24 protein-coding genes are annotated in these 25,453 nt (G+C 48.3%); 12 read left to right on the top strand and 12 right to left on the bottom strand.

Annotated elements, in window-relative coordinates:
* Positions 1-130 precede the first annotated feature (130 nt).
* The 10 genes from BM091_RS07170 to BM091_RS07125 form a co-directional block, all read right to left on the bottom strand.
* Positions 131-832 carry an ABC transporter ATP-binding protein gene (locus BM091_RS07170; protein WP_093394605.1) on the bottom strand — a complete coding sequence of 234 codons (702 nt, stop codon included), beginning with the start codon at positions 830-832 and terminating at the stop codon, positions 131-133.
* Positions 822-1,595 carry an ABC transporter ATP-binding protein gene (locus BM091_RS07165; RefSeq protein WP_093394604.1) on the bottom strand — a complete coding sequence of 258 codons (774 nt, stop codon included), beginning with the start codon at positions 1,593-1,595 and terminating at the stop codon, positions 822-824. Before BM091_RS07165 ends, BM091_RS07170 begins: the two co-directional genes overlap by 11 nt.
* Positions 1,576-2,562, bottom strand: a complete 987-nt coding sequence (locus BM091_RS07160) for a branched-chain amino acid ABC transporter permease (protein WP_218148831.1) — start codon at positions 2,560-2,562, stop codon at positions 1,576-1,578. The genes BM091_RS07165 and BM091_RS07160 overlap by 20 nt, the downstream gene beginning before the upstream one ends.
* A gap of 4 nt (positions 2,563-2,566) precedes the next feature.
* A complete protein-coding gene (locus tag BM091_RS07155; RefSeq protein WP_093394603.1) occupies positions 2,567-3,427 on the bottom strand; it encodes a branched-chain amino acid ABC transporter permease in 861 nt (286 codons plus the stop codon).
* Between the two features lie 73 nt (positions 3,428-3,500).
* Positions 3,501-4,733, bottom strand: coding sequence for an ABC transporter substrate-binding protein (locus BM091_RS07150; RefSeq protein WP_093394601.1), 1,233 nt, complete (start codon positions 4,731-4,733; stop codon positions 3,501-3,503).
* 43 nt (positions 4,734-4,776) lie between these two features.
* Positions 4,777-6,549, bottom strand: a complete 1,773-nt coding sequence (locus BM091_RS07145; RefSeq protein ID WP_093394600.1) for an aldehyde ferredoxin oxidoreductase family protein — start codon at positions 6,547-6,549, stop codon at positions 4,777-4,779.
* Between the two features lie 156 nt (positions 6,550-6,705).
* Positions 6,706-7,593, bottom strand: coding sequence for a fumarylacetoacetate hydrolase family protein (locus tag BM091_RS07140; RefSeq protein ID WP_093394598.1), 888 nt, complete (start codon positions 7,591-7,593; stop codon positions 6,706-6,708).
* Between the two features lie 205 nt (positions 7,594-7,798).
* The gene (locus BM091_RS07135; protein ID WP_093394596.1) at positions 7,799-8,320 is read right to left on the bottom strand and encodes a type 1 glutamine amidotransferase domain-containing protein; all 522 of its coding nucleotides are present in this window, start codon (positions 8,318-8,320) and stop codon (positions 7,799-7,801) included.
* Between the two features lie 44 nt (positions 8,321-8,364).
* A complete protein-coding gene (locus tag BM091_RS07130; RefSeq protein ID WP_177193567.1) occupies positions 8,365-8,643 on the bottom strand; it encodes a photosystem P840 reaction-center cytochrome c-551 in 279 nt (92 codons plus the stop codon).
* 91 nt (positions 8,644-8,734) lie between these two features.
* A complete protein-coding gene (locus BM091_RS07125; RefSeq protein ID WP_218148830.1) occupies positions 8,735-9,217 on the bottom strand; it encodes a rhodanese-like domain-containing protein in 483 nt (160 codons plus the stop codon).
* A gap of 434 nt (positions 9,218-9,651) precedes the next feature.
* Between BM091_RS07125 and BM091_RS07120 the strand changes: the two genes are divergently transcribed.
* Positions 9,652-10,047, top strand: coding sequence for a HEPN domain-containing protein (locus BM091_RS07120; RefSeq protein WP_093394593.1), 396 nt, complete (start codon positions 9,652-9,654; stop codon positions 10,045-10,047).
* Positions 9,995-10,372, top strand: coding sequence for a nucleotidyltransferase domain-containing protein (locus BM091_RS07115; protein WP_093394592.1), 378 nt, complete (start codon positions 9,995-9,997; stop codon positions 10,370-10,372). Before BM091_RS07120 ends, BM091_RS07115 begins: the two co-directional genes overlap by 53 nt.
* A gap of 139 nt (positions 10,373-10,511) precedes the next feature.
* Here the strand turns inward: BM091_RS07115 and arsM are convergent, their stop codons facing one another.
* Positions 10,512-11,306: an arsenite methyltransferase gene (gene arsM / locus BM091_RS07110; RefSeq protein ID WP_093394590.1), complete on the bottom strand. Its 795-nt coding sequence runs from the start codon at positions 11,304-11,306 to the stop codon at positions 10,512-10,514.
* Positions 11,296-11,685, bottom strand: coding sequence for an ArsR/SmtB family transcription factor (locus tag BM091_RS07105; protein WP_093394589.1), 390 nt, complete (start codon positions 11,683-11,685; stop codon positions 11,296-11,298). Before BM091_RS07105 ends, arsM begins: the two co-directional genes overlap by 11 nt.
* A gap of 270 nt (positions 11,686-11,955) precedes the next feature.
* On the opposite strand from BM091_RS07105, the gene BM091_RS07100 reads away from it, so the two are divergent.
* From BM091_RS07100 to cas2, 10 genes are all read left to right on the top strand, one after another.
* Positions 11,956-14,010, top strand: coding sequence for a TonB-dependent receptor plug domain-containing protein (locus BM091_RS07100; RefSeq protein ID WP_093394587.1), 2,055 nt, complete (start codon positions 11,956-11,958; stop codon positions 14,008-14,010).
* Positions 14,011-14,037: 27 nt separating this feature from the next.
* Positions 14,038-14,592: a YfiR family protein gene (locus BM091_RS07095; RefSeq protein WP_093394586.1), complete on the top strand. Its 555-nt coding sequence runs from the start codon at positions 14,038-14,040 to the stop codon at positions 14,590-14,592.
* A gap of 20 nt (positions 14,593-14,612) precedes the next feature.
* Entirely contained in the window at positions 14,613-17,504 is a 2,892-nt protein-coding gene (locus BM091_RS07090; RefSeq protein WP_093394584.1) for a response regulator, read from the top strand.
* A 172-nt stretch (positions 17,505-17,676) separates the two neighbouring features.
* Complete coding sequence (locus BM091_RS07085) at positions 17,677-19,371, top strand: type I-B CRISPR-associated protein Cas8b1/Cst1 (RefSeq protein WP_177193566.1); 1,695 nt, start codon at positions 17,677-17,679, stop codon at positions 19,369-19,371.
* A 15-nt stretch (positions 19,372-19,386) separates the two neighbouring features.
* Positions 19,387-20,448 (top strand): type I-B CRISPR-associated protein Cas7/Cst2/DevR, encoded by a 1,062-nt coding sequence (cas7i, locus tag BM091_RS07080; RefSeq protein WP_093394583.1) that lies wholly within the window; start codon positions 19,387-19,389, stop codon positions 20,446-20,448.
* Positions 20,449-20,474: 26 nt separating this feature from the next.
* Positions 20,475-21,176 (top strand): type I-B CRISPR-associated protein Cas5b, encoded by a 702-nt coding sequence (cas5b, locus tag BM091_RS07075; protein ID WP_093394581.1) that lies wholly within the window; start codon positions 20,475-20,477, stop codon positions 21,174-21,176.
* Entirely contained in the window at positions 21,151-23,430 is a 2,280-nt protein-coding gene (locus BM091_RS07070; protein WP_093394580.1) for a CRISPR-associated helicase/endonuclease Cas3, read from the top strand. The genes cas5b and BM091_RS07070 overlap by 26 nt, the downstream gene beginning before the upstream one ends.
* A 25-nt stretch (positions 23,431-23,455) precedes the next feature.
* On the top strand, positions 23,456-23,968 hold the full coding sequence (gene cas4 / locus BM091_RS07065) for a CRISPR-associated protein Cas4 (protein WP_093394578.1): 513 nt from the start codon (positions 23,456-23,458) through the stop codon (positions 23,966-23,968).
* Between the two features lie 11 nt (positions 23,969-23,979).
* Positions 23,980-24,972: a type I-B CRISPR-associated endonuclease Cas1b gene (cas1b, locus tag BM091_RS07060; RefSeq protein WP_093394577.1), complete on the top strand. Its 993-nt coding sequence runs from the start codon at positions 23,980-23,982 to the stop codon at positions 24,970-24,972.
* Positions 24,973-24,977: 5 nt separating this feature from the next.
* A complete protein-coding gene (gene cas2 / locus BM091_RS07055) occupies positions 24,978-25,241 on the top strand; it encodes a CRISPR-associated endonuclease Cas2 (RefSeq protein WP_093394575.1) in 264 nt (87 codons plus the stop codon).
* Positions 25,242-25,453: the final 212 nt, after the last annotated feature.

Genomic DNA, 25,453 nt, shown 5'->3' with positions numbered 1-25,453 from the left:
AAATGTTTCCAACCTTAAATCGAGCCGAGATTTTCCATCAGGAACAGGTCCCGGAATCTTTTGAAGGAATTAGAGGTTTTTTCTTTAAGGTAGCTGAAAGTCCTTTGACTCTATCCCGTAACAAAGCCCATTAGACCGCCAAATACCTGCACTGAACATCCCTGTTTTCGAGTAATTCTTCCTTTGTGCCTTCAAAACATATTCGTCCCTTTTCGATAATGTATCCTCTATCAGAAAGTCTGAGGGCAAAGGCCACATTTTGCTCTGCCAGCAAGATGGGAATTTCCTTCTTTATACCTGCTATCACATCACCGAGGAGTTCAACCACAACCGGAGCAAGCCCTTCGCAGGGTTCATCAAGGAGAAGCAGTAAAGGATTTAATACCAGAGCTCTGGCTATTGCCAAAAGCTGTTGCTCTCCTCCACTAAGCTGCCCTCCTTTTTTGTTGCGAAGCTTTCGCAAAAGCGGGAAAGCCTCAAAAACTCTCTCCGGTGTCCAAACATCTTTCCCGTCGTGTCGGGGTCTGAATGCTATTTCCAGGTTTTCTTCTACCGTAAGATTCGCAAAAATTCTTCGGTCTTCCGGAACGTAGCCTATGCCCATGCTAACGACCTGATAAACCGGAGTACCGTTGATCTTTTGCCCTCTAAAAATTATTTCCCCTCTAAAAGGTCTGGCATAGCCCATTATAGACCGCATTGTGGTGGTCTTACCGGCTCCATTTCTTCCCAGCAGGCATACGAGCTCGCCTTCCCCGACGTTTAAGCTCAAACCCTGAAGAACATAACTATCGCCGTAGTAAACGTGAATGTCTCTGACTTCAAGAATCAAGAGCCCCCCCCAGATAAGCTTCTTTAACCTGTTCGTTCTCCCTGATTTCTAAGGGCTTTCCCTGAGCCAGCAACCGACCTTGATGCAATACATAAATGTATTCAGCAACCGAAAACACTACCTTCATGTCGTGTTCGGTCAGGAAGAAGGTTATCCCCGTCGTGTTTGCAAGGTGTTTTATGAGATTAATCGTTTTATCCGTCTCTTCCGGGGTCATTCCGGCCGTCGGCTCATCCAGAAGAACCATGTCGGGTTTTCCGGCAAGGACTATTGCGATCTCGAGAAGTCGGCGATCTCCGTAGGAAAGCTCTCTAACAAACTTCCGGCTTAACTCTTCAAGCCCTACAAGTTCGAGAATACCAAGGGCTTCATCACGACTGTACCGATCCTTTTTTACAGAACTCCATATCCGAAAACCCTTCCCGTTACGCAAAATGATGGGAACCATAACATTTTCAAGAACCGTTAGATTGCCAAAAGTATTGGTTATCTGAAAAGACCTGGCAAGGCCCATGCGAAACAACCTGTGAGGTGGATACCCCGTGATGTCTTTATTCTTGAAAATAATCCGTCCGGAAGTGGGGCGAAATTTGCCGGACACCACATTGTAAAAGGTCGTCTTACCAGCACCGTTTGGGCCAATAAGAGCCGTCAACTGCCCCCACGGAATTTTTATGTTAACATCCTGCAAAGCCACGAAATCACCGTAGCGATGACTAACACCGTTGACCTGAAGAAGAATTTCACCCCTTGACGCCTGCATGCAGGAACCTCCGAAGGACCTTCAATACCGTTCCCAACACCCCTTCCGGGAAAAAGATCACCACAGGGATGAGAATGGCTCCCAGAACAAAAAGCCAGTTCTCCGTTATGTCCGTCACGATTTGTTCCAGCACAAAGAAGATCACCGAACCTACAAAAGGTCCCCAGAAAACGGACGATCCTCCCAGTATGCTCATAAGCACAGGCCGGGCCGAAAAACTCCAGTGAAGCATATCAGGGGTTGCCATACGGTTGTAAATGCAAAAAAGCATCCCGGCCAGCCCCGATAATGTTCCGGCTATGACGAAGGCAACCAGCCTTATAAGCGCAACATTACCGCCTGAAAAAGCCAGCCTCTCTTTGTTTTCCTTCGATGCACGAAGAATTAACCCAAAATGAGAATCCGTAATCACCTTAAGAAAGAGCATGGAAAGAAAAACCAGAGTCAGAACAAAATAGTAGCCGTTCAGGGGATTAAATAAGCTTACTTCAAAGAACACAGCTTTTACGGGGGGAATGGTACCAACGGGCAGGCCGTCACTGCCGCCCGTTACCTCCAGCCAGTTATGGGCTACCGTAAAAAGCATCATTCCGAAACCAAGAGAAAGCATTGCGAAAAATATTTCATCCCTCCGGACGCAGAAGAAACCGACAATCAGGGAAACCACGAAAGACAAAGCCATAGATCCGAGTATTATCAGCAGGTACGAGTTTACTCCTTTGGTTAGCATTATACCCGCCGTATAAGCTCCTACCCCGAAAAATCCGGCCTGCCCGAAAGAAAGGAGCCCTCCGTAGCCGAAGAGGAGATTAAAACTCATTGCAAAAAGACCCATAATGAGAATCTCTGTGGCTATCATGGTCCAATAAAGCGGAATAAACCGGGGAATCATTAGGGCAAGCACCATAAACAGGCAGATTCCGAAGTAAGGGGAATTTAACAGTGACCTGACGAATTTCCCGCCCAACTTCTCACGCCTCCTTTCCAAACAACCCGGCCGGACGCACCAAAAGCACCAGTGCCAGCAGCATATAGGGCAATGCCATCTGAACTCTTCCGGCAAACATGGTTCCAAAAGACTCCAGGAGGCCAAGTGCTACGGCCCCTACAAAAGCCCCGGGAAAGCTACCCATTCCTCCGATCACAACGACTATAAAACTCTCAATGATAATCTTTTCGCCCAGCGACGGCCCAAGGCTCTGATAAGGAACGGACAGGGCACCCCCAAGCGCCGCAAGCCAGGTACCCATGGCAAAAACCAGAGTAAATATCCGGGGAACCTTTAGCCCTATGCCTTCTGCCATTTCACGGTCGAAAGCCGCAGCCCTGATGATTTTCCCCCACCTGGTTCTCCGGAAGAAAAACCACAGCAAAATGCCGACGGCAGGACCGGCGGCCATGAGAAAAATCCTGTAAACAGGATAGCTTTGCCCGAAGAGGGTAACCGAACCCGCAAGTACTTCGGGAGGATCAACCACATGATATCCCGGCCCCCAAATGATCCTTACGGCATCGTCAAGCACCAGCAGCACGGCAAAAGTAAGAAGAAGTTGAAAGGTTACGTCCCTCCCGTACACGGGCCTCAGAAGAGCCATTTCCATAATCACACCCACAAAAGCAACGAGAACAGGCCCTATCAACAATCCCACCCAGAAGCTGGAAGTCCATTTCATAAACTGCATCCCCAGATAAGCACCCAGCATGAACAACGATCCGTGGGCGAAATTGAGAACCCCCAACACGCCGAACACGGCGGTCAGCCCCGAAGATATAAGAAACAGAAGAGTGCCCCAGCTTAAACCGTTCAGAAGATTTATCATAAGGGTATCCATGATCGTCCACTTCCCCGACAATTCCGATCCGAGACGAAAAGGAGAGAGGGTTCAAAGCCCCTCTCTCCAGACCTTATTCCATCTTGCAACCGGTCTGTTCAACAGGTGGCGTAACCTGATCGGCAGGGAAAACCCTGACAGGTTTCAAAATTCTGATGGGGTAGTTTGGATCGGCCGCCGTTTTGCCCCAGGTTGCTGGCGTAAGGGCCTGATGATCTTCGGGTCGAATCTTCACGAGACCCACAGGCAGTTCTATCTCCAGGCCTTCCAGGGCTTTTACAACGGCTTCCTTTTCGGTAGAGCCGGCCATCTCAACGGCTTTTTTATAAGCATAAACGGCAGCATAGGCGCCATGAGCATTGTAAGAAGGATATTGACCGTATCGCTTCAGGTAGGCTTCCCGAAAGGCAACGTTAACGGGGGATTCGTTCCCCAGAAACCAGTACCTCGTTCCAACCCATATTCCTTCGGGCATCTTGTCCTGCAGGGCATACAAAACTTCCGTTGCCGCTCCAAGAGTCATCAGCACTTCCCACTCGCCGTTGAAAAATCCCATTTCCGAAGCCTGCCTGACGAAATCTATCAGGTTTCCACCCCAGAGAGAAATCAACACACCTTCAGGCTTTGCATGCATAATTTTCGTGATGTAAGGGCTGAAATCGGTGGTTTTGATCGGCGCAAAAGCCACCTGATCATCCGGCATAAACAGGACATCAGGCTTTAACTCCTTAAGATACTTTTGAAAATATTCCCAGGACTGATGACCGAAGGCATAGTCAGGCCCAACGGTGGTCCATTTTTTTGCTTTCATTTCAGATGCCAGCAATGCCGCAGCCTTTACGTTCTGTGCAAGGTTAACCGAAATTCTGAAGGCGTATCTGTTGCACTGAGACCCGGTAACATCAGGTGTTGCAGCATGAGTGATTATCAGCGGGGTTTTCATCTCCTTTAAAAGAGGAACCACGCTTTTGGCAACGCCGCTTGAATCCAGGCCGATAAGACAGTCAACCCCATCCTGATAAACGAGTTTCCTCATCGCTCTTGCGGCGACATCGGGCTTACCCGTGGAATCCTCAAAAAGAGCTTCAACCTTTCTGCCGAGTATCCCTCCCTTTGAGTTTATCTCATCAACGGCCAGCTCGGCTCCCTGCCTGGCAAATTGTCCATAGGTCGCAAAAGGGCCCGACATAATGTAAATAAAACCCAGTTTTATGGGCTTCGAGTCGGCATAAACACGATAAAAAGGAACCACCACCAGGCAACACAGGGCCAGCAGGCCTACCAGGTTAAAACCCCACCGCTTCATAACCGATCCCTCCTGGTTAAGTCTGGTTAAACAAAGCAGGAAATCAATCCAATAGGGGATCCCTTGAAGTCGGGATGCCCTCTTTCGACCACCCTCTGGCTTTATAGTAATCATCACGCAACCGCATAAATTCACCTTCTGTTATAAGGGCCCCGTTTTCCAGAGGTTCGGTAAAGAATCTTTTCGGCAGGGAATCATCTTCCGCAGTCAGACCTTCTCGAAGGTTGAATCGCCGGGTATTATCGACCACCGACGATGCAATCTTCCTCAGACGAGCTCGATCGAAGTGCAAACCCGTGGCCATTCCATAAATTTCTGCAAGCTCATCCCATAGATAAAAATCCCTGTAAAACCGACAAAGTATTCCACAGTCATGCAGGGTACATCTGTCTTCAAAATCAAGGAACATTTCCACCTTGCCTTCAATTTGGTCCGGAGGTATCAGCCCTGCGAGCTCGGCTTTGTAAAAGGTACTCCTTAAATGACAGGCTCCGCGATCGCTGACGGCATACGCCAGCCCCATCCCTTTCAACACCCGGGGGTCGTATCCTGCAGGCTCCAGTCCTTTGACGTGAACCGCCAGATCTTCCATATCCCATTCTCTGGCAGCCCTCCGAATACCGTCGGCGAGAACCTCACCAACCCCTCGCCTGTAAGCTACATCTCTCAGAAGATTTGCAATCCCTTCAACGTCTCCATAGGTTATCCGGAAAGGCAACTTTCCCCGGTACGAAGCTTCTACGGCAAAAGCTGCAAGGTTGCCCGCCGTTATGGTGTCCATTCCCAGTCTGTCACACAGGTCATTCAGATAGGCAATGGCGTCAAGTCGATCTATTTCACAAAGTCCTCCAAAGGCATAAATGGTTTCGTATTCCGGACCTTCTATAACGAGCCCCTTGTAAGGCCCTTCTTTTATTTCCAGAAATTTCCCGCAGGCCATAAAACACTTCCTGCAGGCCCTGGGCCTGGCACCAAGATGATCTTTGAGCAACTCCGCACTGATGTGTTGCCACCGGTCGAAAAAGCCTTTACGCCAGTAGCGGGTTGGAAAACCGTTGACACTGTTTAGAAGAGCTACCATCATCGGCGTTCCGTAATTACGGTACGCCTGCGCTGCGGGGTGATCTTTCCAATCTTTAATGCTTTTTTTTGCATATTCCGCAAGTCCGTCGTAATCGTAAAAGGGCCTTCGCCGTTTCCCCGAAAACGCAAGAGCTTTTATCTTCTTCGAACCAAGAAGAGCTCCCATTCCCGTCCGGCCTGCAGACCGCCACCTGTCGTTCTCCACGACGGCAAACAGAACCAGATTTTCACCTGCAGGACCTATTGACAGCACGGCAGCATCATCGCCGATAATTTCCTTAATCCGTCGCTCTGTTTCAAAGGTATCAAGCCCCCATAGGTCGGTAGCATCATTGAATCTCACACCTTCATCGGTAATCCACAGCCAGACCGGATTGTTCGAGGCTCCCGAAATGCAAAGAGCATCAAAACCGGCCCTGCTTATAACATCGGCAGCCCTACCACCCGAATAGGATTCAGCATAAAAACGGGTAAGAGGAGATTTGGAAAAAATGCCGTGCCGACAGGAACCCTGGAGGGGGCTGTCAGAAAACGGCCCAAGCGCAATTATGATGAGATTGTCCGGCGAAAGAGGATCCACGCCTTCGGGGTTTCTCTTGAGCAGAAGATAAGTAGCCAGACCCTTACCTCCCAGATAATTTTCAAATACCCGGGATTCCAGAGGTTCCGTAAACCAGCTTCCCGATGACAAATCCACAGAAAGGAGCTTTCCGAAAAAACCGCGGACACTCATTCTATACCCCCGAAAAAATTGTTTTCCTGAACCCGAGATTCCAAATTCGAAACCCTTAAAGGAATATAACTACCTTTAACATCAATCATCGGAAAACATCAACAACAAATTCAACCTGTTAGCGAGCACTGCCCATGAAGGAAGATTATCGGAGGGTCACCGGTTACGTCTTAATTTCAAGTCCACAACAGGGTTGACCAGGGGATGAAACCCCGTAATTCGGCACTCGATGACATCACCCTCTTTCAGAGGAACTGCACCGGGCGTTCCGGTAAGGATTATGTCACCGGGTAGCATGGTCATGATTCTGGAGTGATAGGAAACGAGAAAATCCGGAGGGAAGGTCATATTGGAAACGACATCTTCTGCATGAACTTTTCCGTTTATCACGGTCTGTATCTTTAAACTGTAAACATCATCCACTTCGTCAGCGGTGTAAAGGATCGGACCAAGGCTGAGAAAGGTATCAAAGCTTTTGGACTGAGTCAGGTTTCTGGGATTTCGTCTGAGAATATCTTCGGCCGTCATATCAATTGCCGAAGTAAATCCGGCCAAAACGGTCAACCACTCGGAGGCCTCCACATTCTTACACTTTTTACCGAAAACAAGCACAAGCTCGGCCTCTCCGGTGGTTTTCTCCGACATGGTGGGTATCCTTATCTCATCACCATAACCGATTATCGTGGTGTCCGGCTTCATGAAACTGGCCGGTTCCTGCGTAGGGACCCTTTCAGACAAATCCTCGGCATGGGCTTTATAATTCAGGCCAATTCCCCATATCTTCCTCGGACGTCTGTAAAGGGGAGCGAAACGGACACTTTCCAGCGGCACGCAGAGATCTTTAACCTTTTCGGAAGACGAGATTTCGCTTTCACTGAACCATGATTTTATTTCATCAAGCTTTCCTTCGGTCAGAATGCCCAGAATATCAACAGGCCATTCTTTACCGAAGCGATCGTTAACTGAAGGCAGAGGCAGAAAGCCGAAATCCGTCAAGATTGCGGCTACTTCGGCGTCCTGGCGCTTTATTGCAGCAATTCTCATGAATCTTCTCCAGAAATCGGTCCACCTGATTCACACAGATCCCCCAGACTTTACCAGAAGCAGGTTCTTCATAATAGAAAAAGTTCTTCTCGTAAAATCAAAATGTCGGTGAAAATACACCTGATCGGCCCAGAATAAACCCCGGGCTACAGTAACCCACCGTCAAAAATCCTCAGGAAATTCAAAGTTTAAAAACCTTTCGTGGTCACTCCGCCAGCCTTTCTATTATTGCTCTGCAAAAGGCGGGCAGATCTTCCGGCTTTCTCGAAGTAATCAGGTTTCCGTCTATGACGACCTCCGAATCTTCCCACAGGGCACCGGCGTTCACCATGTCATCTTTGATTGCAAAAAAGCTCGTCGCTCTTCGGCCTTTGAGAATGCCGGCAGAAATCAGCACCCAACCGGCATGACATATGGCGGCAACAACCTTGCCCTTCTCAAAAGCTTCCCTTACTAGTTTCGTAACCGACCCGTAACGACGAAGAAGATCCGGAGCGTAACCTCCGGGAATGATTACGGCGTCGATCTGGTCGGCAGATACTTCGTCGGCCGAGATATGGACGGTCACCGGATAACCATACTTGCTCGTGTAGGTTTGAGAACTGCCCGTGCCCACTATTTTCACCTCAGCCCCTTCTTCCAGCATCCTCAAATAAGGATACCACAGCTCAAGATCCTGATAGTTATTTTCGGCCAAAAGGGCTATTTTCTTACCTTTAAGCCTCATCGCTAACCTCCGTTCTCATACATCAGCAGGCTATTTTTACCGAGTTACTGCTTTCCGTAATGAGTGGTCAGATAATCCACAATTGCCTCCGCTTCTTCGTCCGTAATGGATGCACCCGGCTTGGCCTTCATTCTCGTGACGGTCTCAACCCATTCTTCTCTGGATTTTAGAAGGGATTTGGGACGATCAAGTCCGTGACACACACTGCATTTGGTTTCGAAAAGGGCTTTACCGTCGTCCATCCGGGTATGCCCCTGATAGGGTAAGATCGAAATAGTTGCAACACAGGCGAAAAAAATTAACAACACTGAACCTTTTTTCATCCTGACCTCCATAATTTTACGTTCATCCGATCATCGCGGCCGAAATTCCGGCATCCTTACACTCAAACCGATCGATTAACAATGGAGGTGATTATTTAAAAAGCTCCACGACGTTGGTTCCCGCTTCCCGGGCAAGCGCAGGAAGGCCTCCTTTCAAGAGATAGGCATCAAAACCGAGCATCTTTAAAGCCATGGCAACCGGGGCAGCCCTCGTGCCGCTGTGGCACACGACCACGATCTTTCTGTCCTTCGGAAGCCTGCCGAGATTGTCTTCTCGGAAAAGCTCGTTCATGGGAATTCTGAGTGTGTCCGGGTAGGTCAGTCCGACAATTCCGGTTTCCTGAGGTGTTCTTATGTCCAGAAACAGGAAAGGCTCCCTGGCTTTGATCATCTCGAGAACCCTGGCCGGGGTAATCTGACAGGGCTTTTGGGCTACTACCTCGGGGGTCATTTGAGAAAACATGCCGTAGAATTTCTTAGCAAGTTCCGTATCAAAGGCATAAGTGTAGGCCGACAAAGCAGACAAAAAACATACCATCAAGATTGAAATCTTAGATAAATGCTTTTCCCTCATGGCATTACCTCCGGCTAAATTAGCATAATTGTTACGCTGATCCGCAATGTTACCGTTTATGATAATCACTTGCATACAAAACAGCAAGGCATACCGAGTTTATCCTTTCGGGATTGTGTGACTCCTGCCATGCTGGTCAGGTAACTCACGTAGTAAAAGAGAAGTTAGATTTACAAAGCTTTTTGGGTATCCTTCACGTTCTTTGATGAAAACGCAGCTCTTTGAATCCCATGCCCTCGGTTACCGTCATCACGAGGATATCGGTGGGAATGAAACCTAAAGATTAAGTTCCGCAGGTGGGCCTTCATCCCAACCTAATGGATCGGCAAAGCTTCTTTGGTTCGTGCCGGATTACAGGGGTTAAAATTTTATTGTGACTTTGATTTCACAAAAATATATTTTCAATTCTACAATTCAAACCCCGGAAAGGTATTATGGCGAACCGATGGCGTGACTGGTATGAACAGGGAAAAAGGGATTACGAACGAGCACTGCTGGATTTTCGTTACGGATACTACGAATGGGCATGTTTTACATGTCAGCAGGCTGCAGAAAAAGCCATAAAGGCTCCTGGTATGGTGAAGGGGTTAACCCTTTGGGGGCATTCTTTAACGGAAATGCTAAAAAAAATTCAGGAAATACTGTTTGTCCCCGAAGAGTTAGTAGACCTGGGAAGGTTGCTGGACTTCTATTACATTCCTGCCCGTTATCCCAACGGTTTTGCTTCGGGGAAACCGGCGGATTATTTCACAAAATCACAGGCCCAGGAGGCCCTAGGTGCGGCAGATAGAATCATCAGGTTCTGTGAAAGCCATCTCCCTCAATCGTAGTAAACTCATTGACCGCTTAATAGAAATTTCCATCGAAGCTCTGAAAACCTTTCCCGAAATCCTCGAAATAAGACTCATTGGCTCTTTAGCTGCGGCAACTCACAGCGGGACGAGCGATGTGGATCTTCTGATAAAGCTAAAAAAAGCACCTGATAATCCCCTTCAGACGATAAAAAATTATTATTTCTTCTTCTCAAAACGCCTGGGTCTGGCACTAGACATCTTTTGCGTAGATTCGTCATCAGGAGACGATCGCGAAAAAATCTTTGAAAAAAGCCTGATTCTGGCTTCCCGAGAAAATCTCTCCGAAAGGCTAAACTGCTGAAATCCGACACGATCCGATCACTCAGCCACAATCATCAGCACCTTTCAGTCAGGAAAACACTTCGATCCCGGGATAGTGGAACTTTTTCTCAAAATAATCGAAGAAGAAAAGGAACCTCATTAAAGAAACAGCACAGGTCTTAAACGCGTTTTCTCGCTATGATCAAAGCCGAGGTGACATGATCATCGACGCCAACCCCCGGTGCCCAGTCTCTGATAAAAGAACTGCTTCCCGGAACAGGCTCAATACTGATATCGACAAAACCGACCTTCCTGAGAATCCTTTCGATCTCTTCCGCCGTAACAGCACCCGATATGCAACCTGCATAAAGATCCGGATTCCTTTTTATCTCCTGCGGCAACTCTTTAAGCGCCAAAATGTCTGAAATCGCCAGTCTTCCTCCGGGTTTCAACACCCTGAAAGCCTCACGAAATACCCGCTCCTTCTCAGGCGAAAGGTTTATAACGCAGTTTGAAATGACCACATCGACGCTTTCATCGGCAACAGGCAGTTTTTCTATATCGCCAAGCCGAAAATCAACGTTTCTGCATCCGGCTTTTTCGGCGTTTTCCCTTGCCCTGGCAATCATTTCCGGGGTCATATCAACACCGATTACGAGTCCCTCCTCTCCAACCTCGCCCGCTGCAATGAGGCAATCAAACCCGGCTCCGCATCCCAGATCAAGAACGGTTTCACCCCGTTTAAGACATGCCGACCTCAGGGGATTTCCGCAACCGAGCCCGAGATTTGCCTCCCGGGGAACTCTCTCAAAAACATCCGGGGAATATCCGAGTTTACCGAATACTTCATCATTTTTCTGAGGGCCGCCACAGCAGGAAAGGACTTCGTTGCAACAACCTTTGCGATGCCCAGAGGCAATTTTGCCGTAGTAGTTGAGAAGCATCCTTCGAACTTCTTCTTTTTTATCTTTCATCGTCATCCTCACTGTTTTTTGAGCTGTTATCGAACCTTTCTTCTGGAAGATTTAGAGGCCATTGTCGAGGGCAACATGCTTCAAAGGCATCTGCAAGGGCTCGCAGGAAGCGTATTAATTCACCCGTATTGATCGAATACCGAACTTCCTTGCCCTTTTTTCTGGCAAGAAGAATACCGGCATCCCTGAGGATTGCGAGATGCCTCGACACTACGGATATGTCCACCGGTAAATTTTCGGCTATTTGAGTTACCGTAAGCGGCATTTGTGATTTACTGAGCACGCATACGATGGCTATGCGATTGGGATCGGTAAGGGCTTTAAAGAATTCTGGAGACAGAAGCCTTTCCAGTGCTTCGGTTTCTTTACAGCAATTCATGGTTTTTTTCCGGTTCCCGTTCGTGTATGTTTGCACAATCGTGCAATTAAAATACCCCCTTCCGGGCGTTGTGTCAAGCAGAATGTCCCACCCTGTTTCGGCAACCCTTCAAATCGACCGCTTACACCAGATCCGTGGACTCAGCACCCTGCAGGTTAAGCAAACCAACCACAAAGTTTTGCTTACTTAGAATTTTTAATCTATGCTAAAAAAGAAAAGTCCGTCCGGGACGGCATTAATCTGCAGCTTTTCGAAGGTTCCACAGGCAAAATGAAAATAAAAATCAAAAATAAAAACTTTGTGTCCCGCCCGGTTCTTTTAATTGCGCTAATGTTTTTCTTAAAGATCTCTTTATCGGCTACCCCCTCCGTAGCCCTGGATCTCACAACTCTTAGCCTCGAAGAACTTATGAATATAGAAATTTCATCCGTTACCAAAAGAACTCAGAAAGTGAAAGATGCTCCGGGGGCCGTCTATGTGATCACAGCCGAAGATATCCGAAGATCCGGAGTCACAACCGTTGCGGATCTCTTTCGGATGGTTCCCGGTGTTCACGTTGCCAAAATAGACGCCCAGGCCTACGCCGTTTCAGTACGGGGCTTCAACGATCGTTTTGCCAACAAACTTCTGGTACTTGTGGATGGAAGAACCGTTTACAACCCTCTTTTTTCCGGCGTTTTCTGGGAGTATCTGGATACCATACTGGAAGACATAGAGCGAGTTGAGGTAATCAGAGGGCCCGGCGGGAGCATCTGGGGAGCAAACGCCGTAAACGGCATTATAAACATCATAACGAAAAAGGCTTCCGATACACAGGGACTGTATGCGTCGGCAGCAGCGGGCACCAAGGATCGGGAGATCCTGTCCCTTCGATACGGGGATTCAATCGGCAAGGATGGAGCTTACCGCGTCTATCTGAAAGCCAGAGAGCACGACGAAGGGAAAAAGATCAACGGAGAAAAGGATGTTGACGACTGGCGAGAAATCATGGGCGGTTTTCGACTGGATCTGAGGCCGTCCTACGGAGAATCTATTATGTTCCAGGGGCAAGTACAGCATTGGAAGGGAGATCATCTGGAAATTACCCAGAACCTGGCCGGCCCTGCCTTTAGCTGTCACATCTGCCATTCTTCTACAAAGGTGTACGACTCGGTTTACTTTTCAGGTCAATGGCGTCGTGAAAACAGTACCGGCAATGCTCACCAGATTCGGGCTTTTGTTCAATACGAAAAGTCCACGGGAAGCGCAGTAATGGACTGGAACAACACCGTTTTTGATGTTGAATATCAGCGGGAACTCAGGTGGAAAGAGCGTCATTGGTGGACCTGGGGAGCGGGTTTTCGTTTCTACCGGACGGACACAAAGGGAATTCACGGCTACCGTCTTGACCCGGAAGCAAACGAATGGGTGATACTCAATGCTTTTCTTCAGGACGAATTGGCATTAATTCCGGACAAACTCACTTTCGTGGTCGGCACCAAGGCGGAATATCATGAAAACGTCGGGATCGACCTTCAGCCAACAGGACGCCTGATGTGGAAAATAAACGATAAAAACAGGCTCTGGGCGGCAGTATCAAGAGCGATAAGGACGCCGTCCAGAGGGGAATTAACGGGGAATACACGAGTTGCCTTTCCAGGTTCGCGACAATCTCCGGAAGACATCGTCCTGTTTAAAGCTTACGGAAACGAAGATCTGGATTTTGAAGAGTTGCTTGCCTTTGAAGCGGGATACCGCTCCCAGTTCTCCGAAAGACTTACGCTCGACATGGCGGTATTCTACAATCGCTATGATAACCTTTCGGCAGTTCCGGAGCCTGAAAATTTCACATTAACCCTCGACCCTGTACCACACTTCGAAGCGACAACCCAAATAGAAAACATCATGAACGGAGAGGTTTACGGACTGGAAGTTGAAGCAAACGCCAGCCTTACGGACTGGTGGAGGCTGAAGGCTGCTTACACCTTTACAAAACTTTTTCTTCATCCGGAAGGCGAGCAAAACACCCTATTCTGGGGAGAAGACTTTGAGAAAGCGTGGCCCTCCCATATCCTATCCCTGCGCTCCCAGTGGGATTTACCGGCGAATCTGGAACTGGATCTGTGGATGCGTTACGTCAGTGACCTTCAGGCACAGGACATTCCTTCCTATTTTACGGCCGATCTGCGCCTGGCCTGGCGGCCACGACCCAATCTGGAGGTGAGTCTGGTGGGGCAAAACGTATTTGATCCGGTTCATCCCGAGTTCGGAAAATGCTTTGTTTTGCCGTCTCCGGTCGGTGAAGTAGAAAGGTCTTTTTTCTTCAGGATCAACTGGTCTTTTTGAATTCGGACGAAAAGTTAATTGGTTAACATGAAGTTGCAAACTCTACTTACCCTGATCGCCTTCTGTACGGTCTTTCTGTTAACGGATGTATCCTCCGATCAGAATTCTCCGGCATATGATTCGGGAATCTCCGAAGAAAGGCTTAAAGCCGCTTTTGTTTACAACTTCCTCAAATTCACCGAATGGCCGTCGAGATCTGACGAAGAAGATACCCTTCTTCTGTGCACCTCCGCCCCTCCAGCCATGACAGAAAGCCTAAAGGACCTTGAGGGCAGGAAAATCGGTAAGAGAACCGTAAAAGTTTTAGAACTCGAGAAAGCAGGTAACGATAGAATTTGCCATGCCCTGTTTATTGATGATAGTTCAAATAATGCAATGGTCCCTTCGCTTTTGCATAAGTTCCGCAATGATCCCGTTCTAACCATAGGCGACAGGCCCGACTTTTGCCGGATGGGGGGCATTATCCAGCTTTTTCGGGAAGGGAATAAACTCCGATTTAACATAAATCTGCGTCAGGCCAGGAAGTCCGGAATCAAGATCAGCTCCAGGCTGTTAAAACTGGCCCGACGAGTTATAGAATAGCTTGGCCGGGAGGAAATAAAATGTCCGCCTTTGCTTCTTGGCCCATCAGAAAGAAGCTAACAGGCCTTATGATACTTGTCAGCGCCGCCACTCTTGCTCTGGCCTCCCTGGGATTCATCGCATTTCAATGCTACGAATTTTCCTTAAACGCCATACAGCAACTTTCCAGCATCACCAGGGTTTTAAGTGCCAATTGCGTCGCTCCCCTCAGCTTTAACGATGAAGCCGCCGCAGCCGATACACTCCAGTCGTTGAAATCCGTAGGCGACATCAGGGCGGCTTTTGTCTTCCGACCGGACAAAAGCATCTTCGCTTCCTATCTCAGGGAGGGTGAGTCAGAAAGTGAGATGATTCAACATGTGATGAAGGAATTGGAAAGAGCTAACTGGTACGGTGGTCAAGTCTCCAGAATACTTGAGATATTCGCCAAGGGTGAACTGGACGTGATGGAGCCCGTCGTCTTTGAAAAAGAAATTCTGGGCTTCATCTATGTAACTCGCGACATGACCGCTTTATATGCAAGCATATTTAAAGGTCTCCAGATAGTCGTTGCCGTGTTTTTCATATCAATCTTCCTGGGCTTTCTCATTGCATCCCGCCTTCATCACATCGTTTCCGATCCGGTCGTGGCCCTTCACAGAGCTATGCAACGAATATCCAGAGAAAAAGATTATTCCCTCAGGGTGCGCAAGAGATCGGATGACGAGCTGGGCAGTCTGGTTGACATGTTCAACGAAATGCTCGAACAGATTGAAGAACGCGACAAAGAATTGCAAAAGCACAGAGAGCGTCTGGAAGAGCTGGTTTCCCGCCGGACCGAGGAACTCGTCAGATTAAACGAGGAACTGGAGCGGAAGCTTGATGAGCTCAGAGAAGCAAAAGACGCTGCCGAAGCGGCAAGTCGTGCCAAAAGTCAGTTTCTGGCTAATATGAGCCACGAGATACGAACACCTCTTAACGGAATTATAGGAATGACAGATCTCCTGTTACGAACCGTACTGGACGATCATCAGAGGCAACTGGCAGAACACGTAAAGGATTCAGGCCAGATCCTCCTTTCGATCATAAATGACATACTGGACTTTTCCAAAATAGAAGCAGGCCGAATGGAACTCAACATGACGGAATTCCGGCTTAAGGAACTAGTCGAAGAAGTGGTAGCCCTGTTTGCCGAGCCGGCAGAACGAAAAGGGCTGGAGCTGATCTGTGCCCTGGATCCCGACCTTCCGGCCAGTGTCGTAGGAGACCCTGACAGAATCCGCCAGGTTCTTATCAACCTTATAGGAAATGCCGTCAAGTTCACCGAGAGCGGCGAAGTAGTCTGCAGAGTTTCCCTTGCTAAAAGCGGAGCTGCCCGCTCAACAAGGGCCTTGATTCACTTTTCTGTAAAAGACACCGGAATCGGGATTCCCAAGGATAAACAGGATGTTATCTTCGAGGCTTTTGCTCAGGCCGACGGTTCCACTACGCGTCGCTTCGGAGGTACAGGTCTGGGGCTTGCGATAGCTCGAAGTCTTGTGGAACTTATGGGAGGAAGACTTGAGCTGGAAAGTGAGCCCGGTAAAGGGACGATCTTTAGTTTCTGCCTCGACTTACCTGTGGTTTCCTGGGAAGAACATGCTGAAAAAACGGCAGACGGTCCGCTTTCGGGGCTTTGTGTCCTGGTGGTTGACGATCACCCGGTAAATCGCGAAACCCTGGTGGGCACATTAAAAAAGTGGGGAACCCTTCCCGATGAAGCAGAAAACGGTTATGAGGCCCTGGAAAAGATAGAAAAAAGAGTTTCTGAAGGTAGCCCCTACGATGTGGTTATCGCCGATGCGGACGCTCCTGAAATGAGCGGCCTTGAGCTTGCGAGGGCAATCAGGCAAAATCCGGCTACATCGGACACATCGGTGGTGATCATTTCGTCAGTAAGTAAAGTAATTAACGGATCAAAAGATGAACACGGAATAAGCTGTTGGTTAACCAGGCCGGTAAAAACTTCACTGCTCTACGACTGTCTGATGAACCTGAAAAAAACGACTTCTTTACTTCCGTGGACGACTGCCGCCGACGCGGGGGACGAAAAAATTCCGGAAACCACGGCGGCCTCTTCCGGAGGGAACGGGAAAATCCTCGTCGTGGAAGACAACCCCGTGAACCAGGAATACTGTCGCCAGGTCCTGAAACTTCTCGGTTACGGCGTTGACATAGCTTCCAACGGAAAGGAGGCTCTTAAAAAACTCAAATCGGAAGGCTACGATTTAGTGTTTATGGACTGTCAGATGCCGGAAATGGATGGCTACGAAACCACAAAGGAACTGCGACGCATGGAACATGAAGGCCTGACGCCTCGAAAAAAAACCCCCGTCGTGGCACTTACGGCACATGCAATGAAAGGAGATAAAGAAAAATGTCTTAATGCCGGGATGGATGATTACCTGAGTAAGCCTTTTACGGTGGAACAAATGAAGGCAATAATCGAGAAGTTTCTGGGATCCCGGACCACTGCACCGGTAGAGGATTCGCACAGGAGGGAAAGTCTCGATCAAGACCGCCCAAGCCCCCCTGTTCTCGATAAATCGGTTCTGGACAAAGTTCGCTCTTTCAGCGGCAACGACGAAGAAGAATTTCTCAAACGCATGGTTAAACTATACTTGGATCGTTCCTCCGAACTGCTCATGGAAATGCACGACGCCGCAGCGAGAGGAGACCTCGAAGCGTTTCACCGCGCGGCTCATAGCCTCAAGTCCAGCAGTGCCCTGATGGGAGCAATGACCGTTTCAGAAATTGCCAGAGAGATTGAACTTAACACCATAGATAAATGGCCCTCGAATACCCCGAAGTTGATCGAAAAACTCGAAGAGGAACTCCGCAAGGCCCAGAGGGCTTTCGAAGAGATTCTATCCCGGGAAAGTCGATCAAGGTAACCCATCTTAATCCATTTTTAATTTATTGATCATCTTTTTTTTGAAAAAATCCTGCACAACTCCGTAATAACTGATGAGGCATTGAATATTGCCGTTACTTTGATCATAATCGCTACAGTTAACGGAGCCCTGCAGGGAATTTATGGATTTTAGCCGATCAGGGAGATGGAAAATGGGCATCCTCTGGACGGGAAACCCCTTTGTTGATGCCGGTATTGCGGCAATCCTGGCCGCAACGGAAACCTTAAAACCAGAAGAAGTAAAAGACGAAGAATTGAGGAAAGCAGCGGAAAGGCTGGAGCAAATACTTCTCAGCGACCAGAGCCTCGGAATTAATGTCGAAGATTCTTTTGCAAGGAAGGAGCTTTCACAGGTCTTCCCCAACAGCGAACTGGTAAACCCTTCAAACTGGAAAGGGGGACCGGAAGCAGTAAGGAAAAAATTTCGGAATGCCCTTAAGGCCGATTTAGAACGCGCCCTTCTCTGTCTGAAAAACAACGGCAGTTCAACCTGCCTACTCTGCGGACGGAAGGCGCCCACGGAGGGAACCGTTGCCGTTCGCAAAGACAAAGTTCCCATGCTTTCAGGAATGGTAAATTTTTACTCTGCCTTTACTGCCGGTGTCACAATATGCGGAGTCTGCGCCTTTGCCATAAGGTTCCTCCCAATGTCCATAACGAGAACCGGAGGTACCGGCCGCCTTTGGTTTCTGCACATTCAGTCACCGGAAATAGCCTCTGAAATTTCAAAGACTTACTGCTGGGCCAAATTTGAACTGGCAAAATCTTCCAACTCCCCTCTGAAGTTCTATAACGAGTGGCAGACGGCAGGAGATGCCGGAACGGTCCTTTACGTACTTTGTGAGCTTCTATCCAGGGCCGGATATCAATTAAGAAATGTTTGCCTTAATCCAATGCCCACGACGGCCTACATCTTTTCAAACGATCTCCGTAAGCCCTTCGTAACGGCCTACTCCATTCCCAATAAATTGCTGAAGTTTCTGGCAGGGCTTCAAATAAAAGGTAATCATTTTTTCGACCGCTTCCGCCGTGAGTTGCTGCGAGTACCGAAGAATCTGGACGATAAAGATAAAAAAGGCCGCGAAGCTTTCGTCAGAGATGTTTCTTTAAGAATGCTGAACCGCGAAAAAATCATCGCCCTGTGTCTCGATCACGGAAACGAAGCCGAAGGAAAAACTCCGTCCCTCAGAGGCGGATGGGTGGCTCAGGGTCTTTACCTTCTGGAGGTTTTAGAAATGCTCGAAAGCAAACTCAGCATAATTGAAAACCTGGGTATTAAAATAGCCAGGGATGACGACTCCCGTAAGTACATTATGCAACTGCGTAAAAGCGAGAATCTATATGGCCTCTTTCTGGATTTCGTAAAAAAAGGCCTGATAACTCACGACCAGTTCTACACACTGCTGCCTCCTAACGACGATTTAAGAGCCTCAGAAATCAGGGACATGGTTCTCGGGGTAATTTACGAATGGCAGAATTGCAGGGATAGGGGTCTGGAATTTCCGGAAGTTACGAAAAATGAAGTGATCCTCGTTGAAGATCAGATCATAAAACGGATCAGGCAAATCGGCGAACGATTATTGGGTAGCTTGCCGTCTCCGGAGCGCTGGATTGCCAGACTTCAAACTGCCAGAAGCCCTGCTCAAATTCGTGGAGTTTATCTAAGGGCGGTCCGGGATGGAGCAATCGGTTTTAATGATTTCGTTTTCCTGGTGCCTCTCGAAGACAGAGGAATGCTCTGGTTATTAAGAGATTATCTGTTGGCCTTTTTGTTCGAAAAGACCGCGGGTAACGGGAGCTTGCCCGAGGAAGTTATTTCTTTCGAAGACCGGGAAGAATTATTCTAGCCAGAGGAGGGAGAAATGGCTTATCCGGTTATTACAGGTGCCGTGCTCGTCGAGGCAAACGGGGCTGCTCTTAACAACGCAGGGCAGGCCGAAGGTTTAAGGGTTGATAACGCCGTTGTGGTTAAACAGATCCGACTCGGACGGCTGCGTTTTCCCTATGTATCCGGTCAGGCCTGGAGGCGCTGGTGGCGTGAAGTGCTTTATCAGGATTTTGGCTGGAAGCCGAGCGAAGTAACCCGTGAGGCCAAAAGCGCTTATACGGCGGGAGATCCCATTCTGTACGAAGAAGACGATATCTTCGGCTATATGGCTGCAAGAAAAAGAAAAAAGCCCTCGTCCTCTGCCGACACGGGATCCGGTACATACAGGAGAATATCTCCGCTGAAAAACAGTCTTCTTATTTCCGTTTTGCCAAACGTGATAACCCGTGACTTCGGGCACTTCTCCCGAAATCTGCCCCCGGACGCAGATATCATACCCTTTGAATCGGAGCATTATACCACCTATCTTCAAGGGGTTTTTACCATCTCCTTAAGTGACGTGGGCAGGTTTGCTAAAGGTGAGATGGCCGATCTTTCAGAGGAACTGGTAAAGGCTCACTCCGATGTGCTCGAAAAGGATGAGGAAGACGACAGGGTTTATCGGATAAACCTGGAGGAGCGCATCAGACGAGTTCGGGACGCTTTGAAGGCTCTGGCAAGACTGAGGGGTGGCGCTCAGCTCGCCCGCAACCTCTCGGAAGTCAGTCCGGTGGTGGTGCTGGTAGGCTTCCTGGACGGCGGTAATGCCCCATTTCAAAGAATCTTCGAAGCCGACATAAATAACGAAAGGATCGTTCTGAATCTTCAAAGGCTGGAATCTGTGCTGACCGACTACAAAGACCGTGTGCTCTTATCCGGTAACGGTAAGCCTGTGTTCTTCGGCTATCGACCGGCTCTGTTAGCCAATGAAGAAGAAGTTTTAAGTAAATTCACGAAGGATGAACCTTTTTCAGACCTGATTGATGTGGTCGGCACGCCCAATCAGGCCCTCGAAAAGGCAGCAGAACTGGTGGATCAGGTTTTCAGTGCCCTGTGATTTTGCCGGAAGGAGTATGCAGACCCATGCTGGAAGGCATAAGAATTGAGATCGCGGCTTATACCGCTTCTTTCAGGGTGCCTCATTACGTAGGGCATCAACTGACCCTGACCGTGCCGCCCCTTTCTACTATTTACGGGCTTCTTTCGGCCGCTACCGGAAGATGGATACTGCCTGAAGAAGTCGATTGGATGGCTTACCGATTTGAGTACGAAAGCAGAGGGGAAGATCTGGAAAAGATCTATCAGTTCGAAAGGAACAAAGTTGGAGCGCCTGCAAAACCCGGAAAAAGCACGGTCGTCAGGCGGGAATTTCTCGTAATGCCCCGTCTGATTCTTTATCTCCCCCTGCGCTGGGAAAACTGCTTTCGCAATCCTCGATATACCCTGCTTCTTGGCCGAACCCAGGACGTTGCCTTCGTTGAAAAAATCAGGCGGGTCTCTTTGCAGAGGGTCTCAGATGGAGAGGTCCGCGGATGTCTCGTGCCTTTCGAACTGATTTCAAAGATGTCGGGTTCGGCAATTCTTTATAACCTTCCGGTTGCCTTTAACGACGAGCCCGTACGAAGCCCCCTGAAAATGGCCGTTTTTGGCATTGTGGATTTTCACAATCCCGTCCGGCTGGAAACCGCCGGGGACTGGCTCGTCAGAAACCGGGAAGGCGGAGATGTTGTGCTTTTATTTCGAAAGGAGTGGACATCGAATGGCACGTCAGCAACTGCTGGCTAAATCTGGTGACCCCCCGATCCCGCTGTCGGAGCATCTCAAGGACGTTTCGGAATACTGTAGGGAGATCACCGAGGCCTACTCTGTTCACTGGGAAAAACTCCTGGGTTCTGAAGGGGCCCGCAAAGTCTCGGAGGCTCTTGTTATCGCCGGGCTCAGCCATGACATAGGTAAATGCGCTGAAGGTTTCCAGCGTTCCTTAAAAGATCGGCAGAAGGCCTGGAATTTTCGCCACGAGGTATTATCGGCAGCCTTCTTGCTGGCCTGCAAATTTCCCGATTATGTGACCCAGAAGCTGGCATTCACGGCCGTACTGACACACCACCGGGATCTATCCGACAACAATTTACTGATAGATTCCGGTTTATTACCACTCCCCACACCGGAATTCGTAAACGAAGCGAAAGAGAAATTCCTTCAAAGGCTTGGCGAAATGGCCGCATCCTGGGACTGGCTTCGAAGCTTCCTGTCCTCACGTAACGAATTCATGGGAATAAAGCTTCCCGAAAGGCTGAAGAGCGTGCCTTTCCCCGAAAAGTATCTCTCAGACCTTAGAGAAGAGCTCTTAAGATCCAGAAGTTTTTATGATGCCAGTTCTTTACCTTTTGTGCTCCTTCGAGGCTGGCTCATGGCGGCAGACCATGCCGTAAGCGCCGGCATAAAAAATTTGCGAACGGAACTGTTTCCCGGAAAGATGCCACCTTCAAGAAGATTTCAGGAAGAAGTGGGCAATCACAGGGGACACGCCTTTCTTGAAGCTCCCACCGGTTCAGGCAAAACATTGGCTGCAATAAAGTGGGCTCTGAGAAATCGCAAAAAAGGCGAACGCATCTTTTACCTCCTCCCCTATCAGGCAAGCATAGAAGCAATGGCGGATAAGCTGGAGGAGTTCTTCGGCAAAGAAAACGTTGCAGTTCTTCATGCAAGGGCATTGGACTACGCCTTTCGGGATTACTTTGAAAGGACGGAAGACTATCACACGGCGTACTCTATGGCAAAAATAGATAAAGAGCTCAATCGGCTTGCCCATAAGCCGCTAAAGCTGGCTACGCCCTTTCAGCTCATGAAGTGGCTCTTTGGCATAAGAAGATGGGAGATGGGCCTTAGCGAGATGGTGGGCGGTATCTTCGTCTTCGATGAAATTCATGCCTATGACGCTCATGTCGTTGCTCTGATCGTTGAAATGGTTAGGTTGCTCGGGCAACTGGGGGGACGATTCCTTTTCATGAGTGCAACCTTTCCCGAATTTCTCAAAGAACTTTTAAGAGACGCCCTGCAGGGGGATATTCCGGTATTCAGGGTAAAACCCGAAGATGAATGGTCCAGGATGTTCCTGCAAAAAGCCCGTCATCGAATTTTCTGGCGAAATGAGCCGCTGGAAAGGATGTTGCCGGATATCATAGAAAGGGCAGAAAAAGGAGCAAAGGTTCTCGTCGTGGCCAATCGGGTGGCTCAGGCACAGGCTCTTTACAGAGAACTGGCAGAAGCCGTTCCGGGGGTCTACCTTCTGCACAGCAGATTTACCCATCAGGACCGCGTTACCCTTGAACGACAGATCATCAAATCACTCCAGAAAAAACACGATCTCGATCTTAGAATCCTGGTAGCCACGCAGGTCGTTGAAGTATCCCTGGATGTGAGTTTCGACACACTCTTCACAGAGATCGCTCCCGTGGATGATTTGTTGCAACGCTTTGGAAGGGTAAACCGCTACGGAGAGCATGCCGAAGCAGTGAACATCTACGTTGCAACAAACTTCGACGAAAATAAATTAAAACACGTTTACGATCTTCAGCGAATAAAGGACACGGCATCAAAGGGACCTGATAACGGTTCGGAACTTACGGTACCTGTGATGTCAGAATGGATCACCGGGGTTTATTCCTGGGGATGGACAGAGGGCGAAAACAGGCGTTTTTGCCAGGCCAGGAAATCTTTTCTAAGGGTGCTTCAATACTTAAAGCCGATTATGCACATGGATGAAGGCAGCGAGGACTTTCGAGGTCTCTTCAAGGCCGTAGAAATCCTCCCGATTCAACTCTTTCAGGAATATCAAGAGCACCGCCAGGCCGGAAAACATCTTATAGCAAATCAGCTGTTGGTGCCCATATCCCTTGGTACCTGCTGGAAGCTGAGATCGGAAGGCAGGTTAAAGACATTGTCGGACGGTTTGTTGATAGCCGACGCCGGATACGATCCCAAACTGGGGCTTTTACCGGAAGATTCCCCGAGAAAGGACCAGAGTTTTTTGCTTTAAGCGCCGAAAAGGAATTGGATCCCAAATGCAGGACAGAACCGGAGAACCGAAAATCACGGGCAATCTCGTAAATGCTTACTTTGTGTGTCCACGAAAGGCATGGTTTTACGCCCGACAGCTTAATCCCGATCCCGACATGGAGCTTCTCGTCATTGGGCGACTCGTTTCAGAAGAGAGCTATTCGAGAAATAAGAAAGAGATTCAGCTCGAAGGAATAAAAATCGATCTAATCGTCCTGGAAAATAATAGCCTTGTTATTTGCGAAATAAAAAAGTCATCAAAAGAACTCACTGCAGCCAGAATGCAACTGCTCTTTTATCTTAATAATCTCAAGACACATGGCTTTAGTGCCAAAGGAGAAATAAGAATACCAAAGGAGCGCAAAAAAATTACTGTAGAACTCGACGACACCAGTATAAGTGATCTGGCTAATACCGTCAAAATCATAAGCCAAACGTGTAGCAGCGATACACCCCCTTCTGTCAAAAAGCAAAGAAAATGCAAGAAATGCGCTTTTTTCGAGTTATGCTTTGCCTGATGGAGTAAGCCATGAAGCGAAGCGTCTATGTTTTTTCCAATGGTGACGTAAAAAGAAAAGACAACACCCTGTATCTGGAGACGGAAAACGGCAGAAAGTACGTTCCTGTTGAGGCAGTGAGCGAACTTCTTATATTCGGGGAAATAAACTTAAACAAAAGACTATTAGAATTTCTGTCCCGCCACAGTATAATCATGCACTTTTTCAATCATTACGGTTATTACGTGGGGAGCTTTTATCCGAGAGAACATTTCAATTCTGGGTATATGCTTTTGAAACAGTGCGAGCATTATCTGGATTCAGAGAAGAGACTGATTCTGGCAAGGAAGTTCGTGCGTGGTGCGGTGGAAAATATCCGGAAGGTTCTGAGTTACTATGCCAATCGAGGGAAAGAAGTCGACCAAAATCTGGAAAAGATCGAAAACCTATGCATTTCCATAAACCAGTGCCGTAACGTGTCTGAATTGATGGCCGTTGAGGGGAATGTCAGAGACCTTTATTATCGGGCCTTTGATGTTATATTGGCGGACGATGAATTTGCCTTTGAGAGCCGCACCAGAAGGCCTCCACAAAACCGCCTTAATGCTCTGATAAGTTTTGCTAATTCACTAATTTACGTGTTTTGTCTTAGCGAAATCTATCAGACACACCTGGACCCCAGAATCGGTTTCTTGCATGCTACGAATTTTCGGCGCTTTACCCTGAACCTGGATGTTGCGGAGATATTTAAGCCCGTGATAGGGGACAGAACAATCTTCAGCGTTTTAAATAAAGGTATTCTCAAGGCAAAACACTTCGAAAAACGCCTTCAGGGGATAATTCTAACCGATGAAGGTCGGGAAATTTTCGTGAGACACATTGATGAACGAATGAGAACCACCTTTCACCATCGTAAACTTGGCCGTCACGTGTCTTATAGGGAGCTTATCAGGTTGGAGCTTTACAAAATTCAGAAGCATCTTATGGGCGAGCAGGAATACGAACCCTTTGTAATGTCCTGGTAAGAGCCATGTTTGTAATTCTCGTGTACGACGTAAACGTGAAGCGGGTGTCAAAAGTTTTAAAAACCTGCAGAAAATATCTGCACTGGGTTCAAAATTCTGTTTTTGAGGGTAAGACAACGGAAGCAAGGCTTGCCCGCTTAATGTCCGAGCTAAAGAAAATCATCAACAGGGAAGAAGACTCGATAATTATTTACTGTTTCGAAACGACCCGGTACAGTAACCGCGAAATAATAGGATTAAAAAAGGGCGGAGAAGATTATTTCATTTAGAGACCCATCACCGCCGTCGATCCCCAATCGTGCAAAAATTTACGGAGCATCGACGACACTTTACTATCACCGCAACGGGTCGTAATAATTGACAAAGTCGTAAGAATTAACGATTTGACAACAGCCAAATTTTATGTTTACCGGTAGGCGGGATTTGGTGTAGATACTGGAATGAGATTGGTTGCGAGAGTACCTATGAGGGATTGAAACCG

Origin of the sequence: Thermodesulforhabdus norvegica, assembly GCF_900114975.1 — a bacterium.
Taxonomy (GTDB): domain Bacteria; phylum Desulfobacterota; class Syntrophobacteria; order Syntrophobacterales; family Thermodesulforhabdaceae; genus Thermodesulforhabdus; species Thermodesulforhabdus norvegica.
This window is presented reverse-complemented; position numbering and strand designations above follow the sequence as displayed.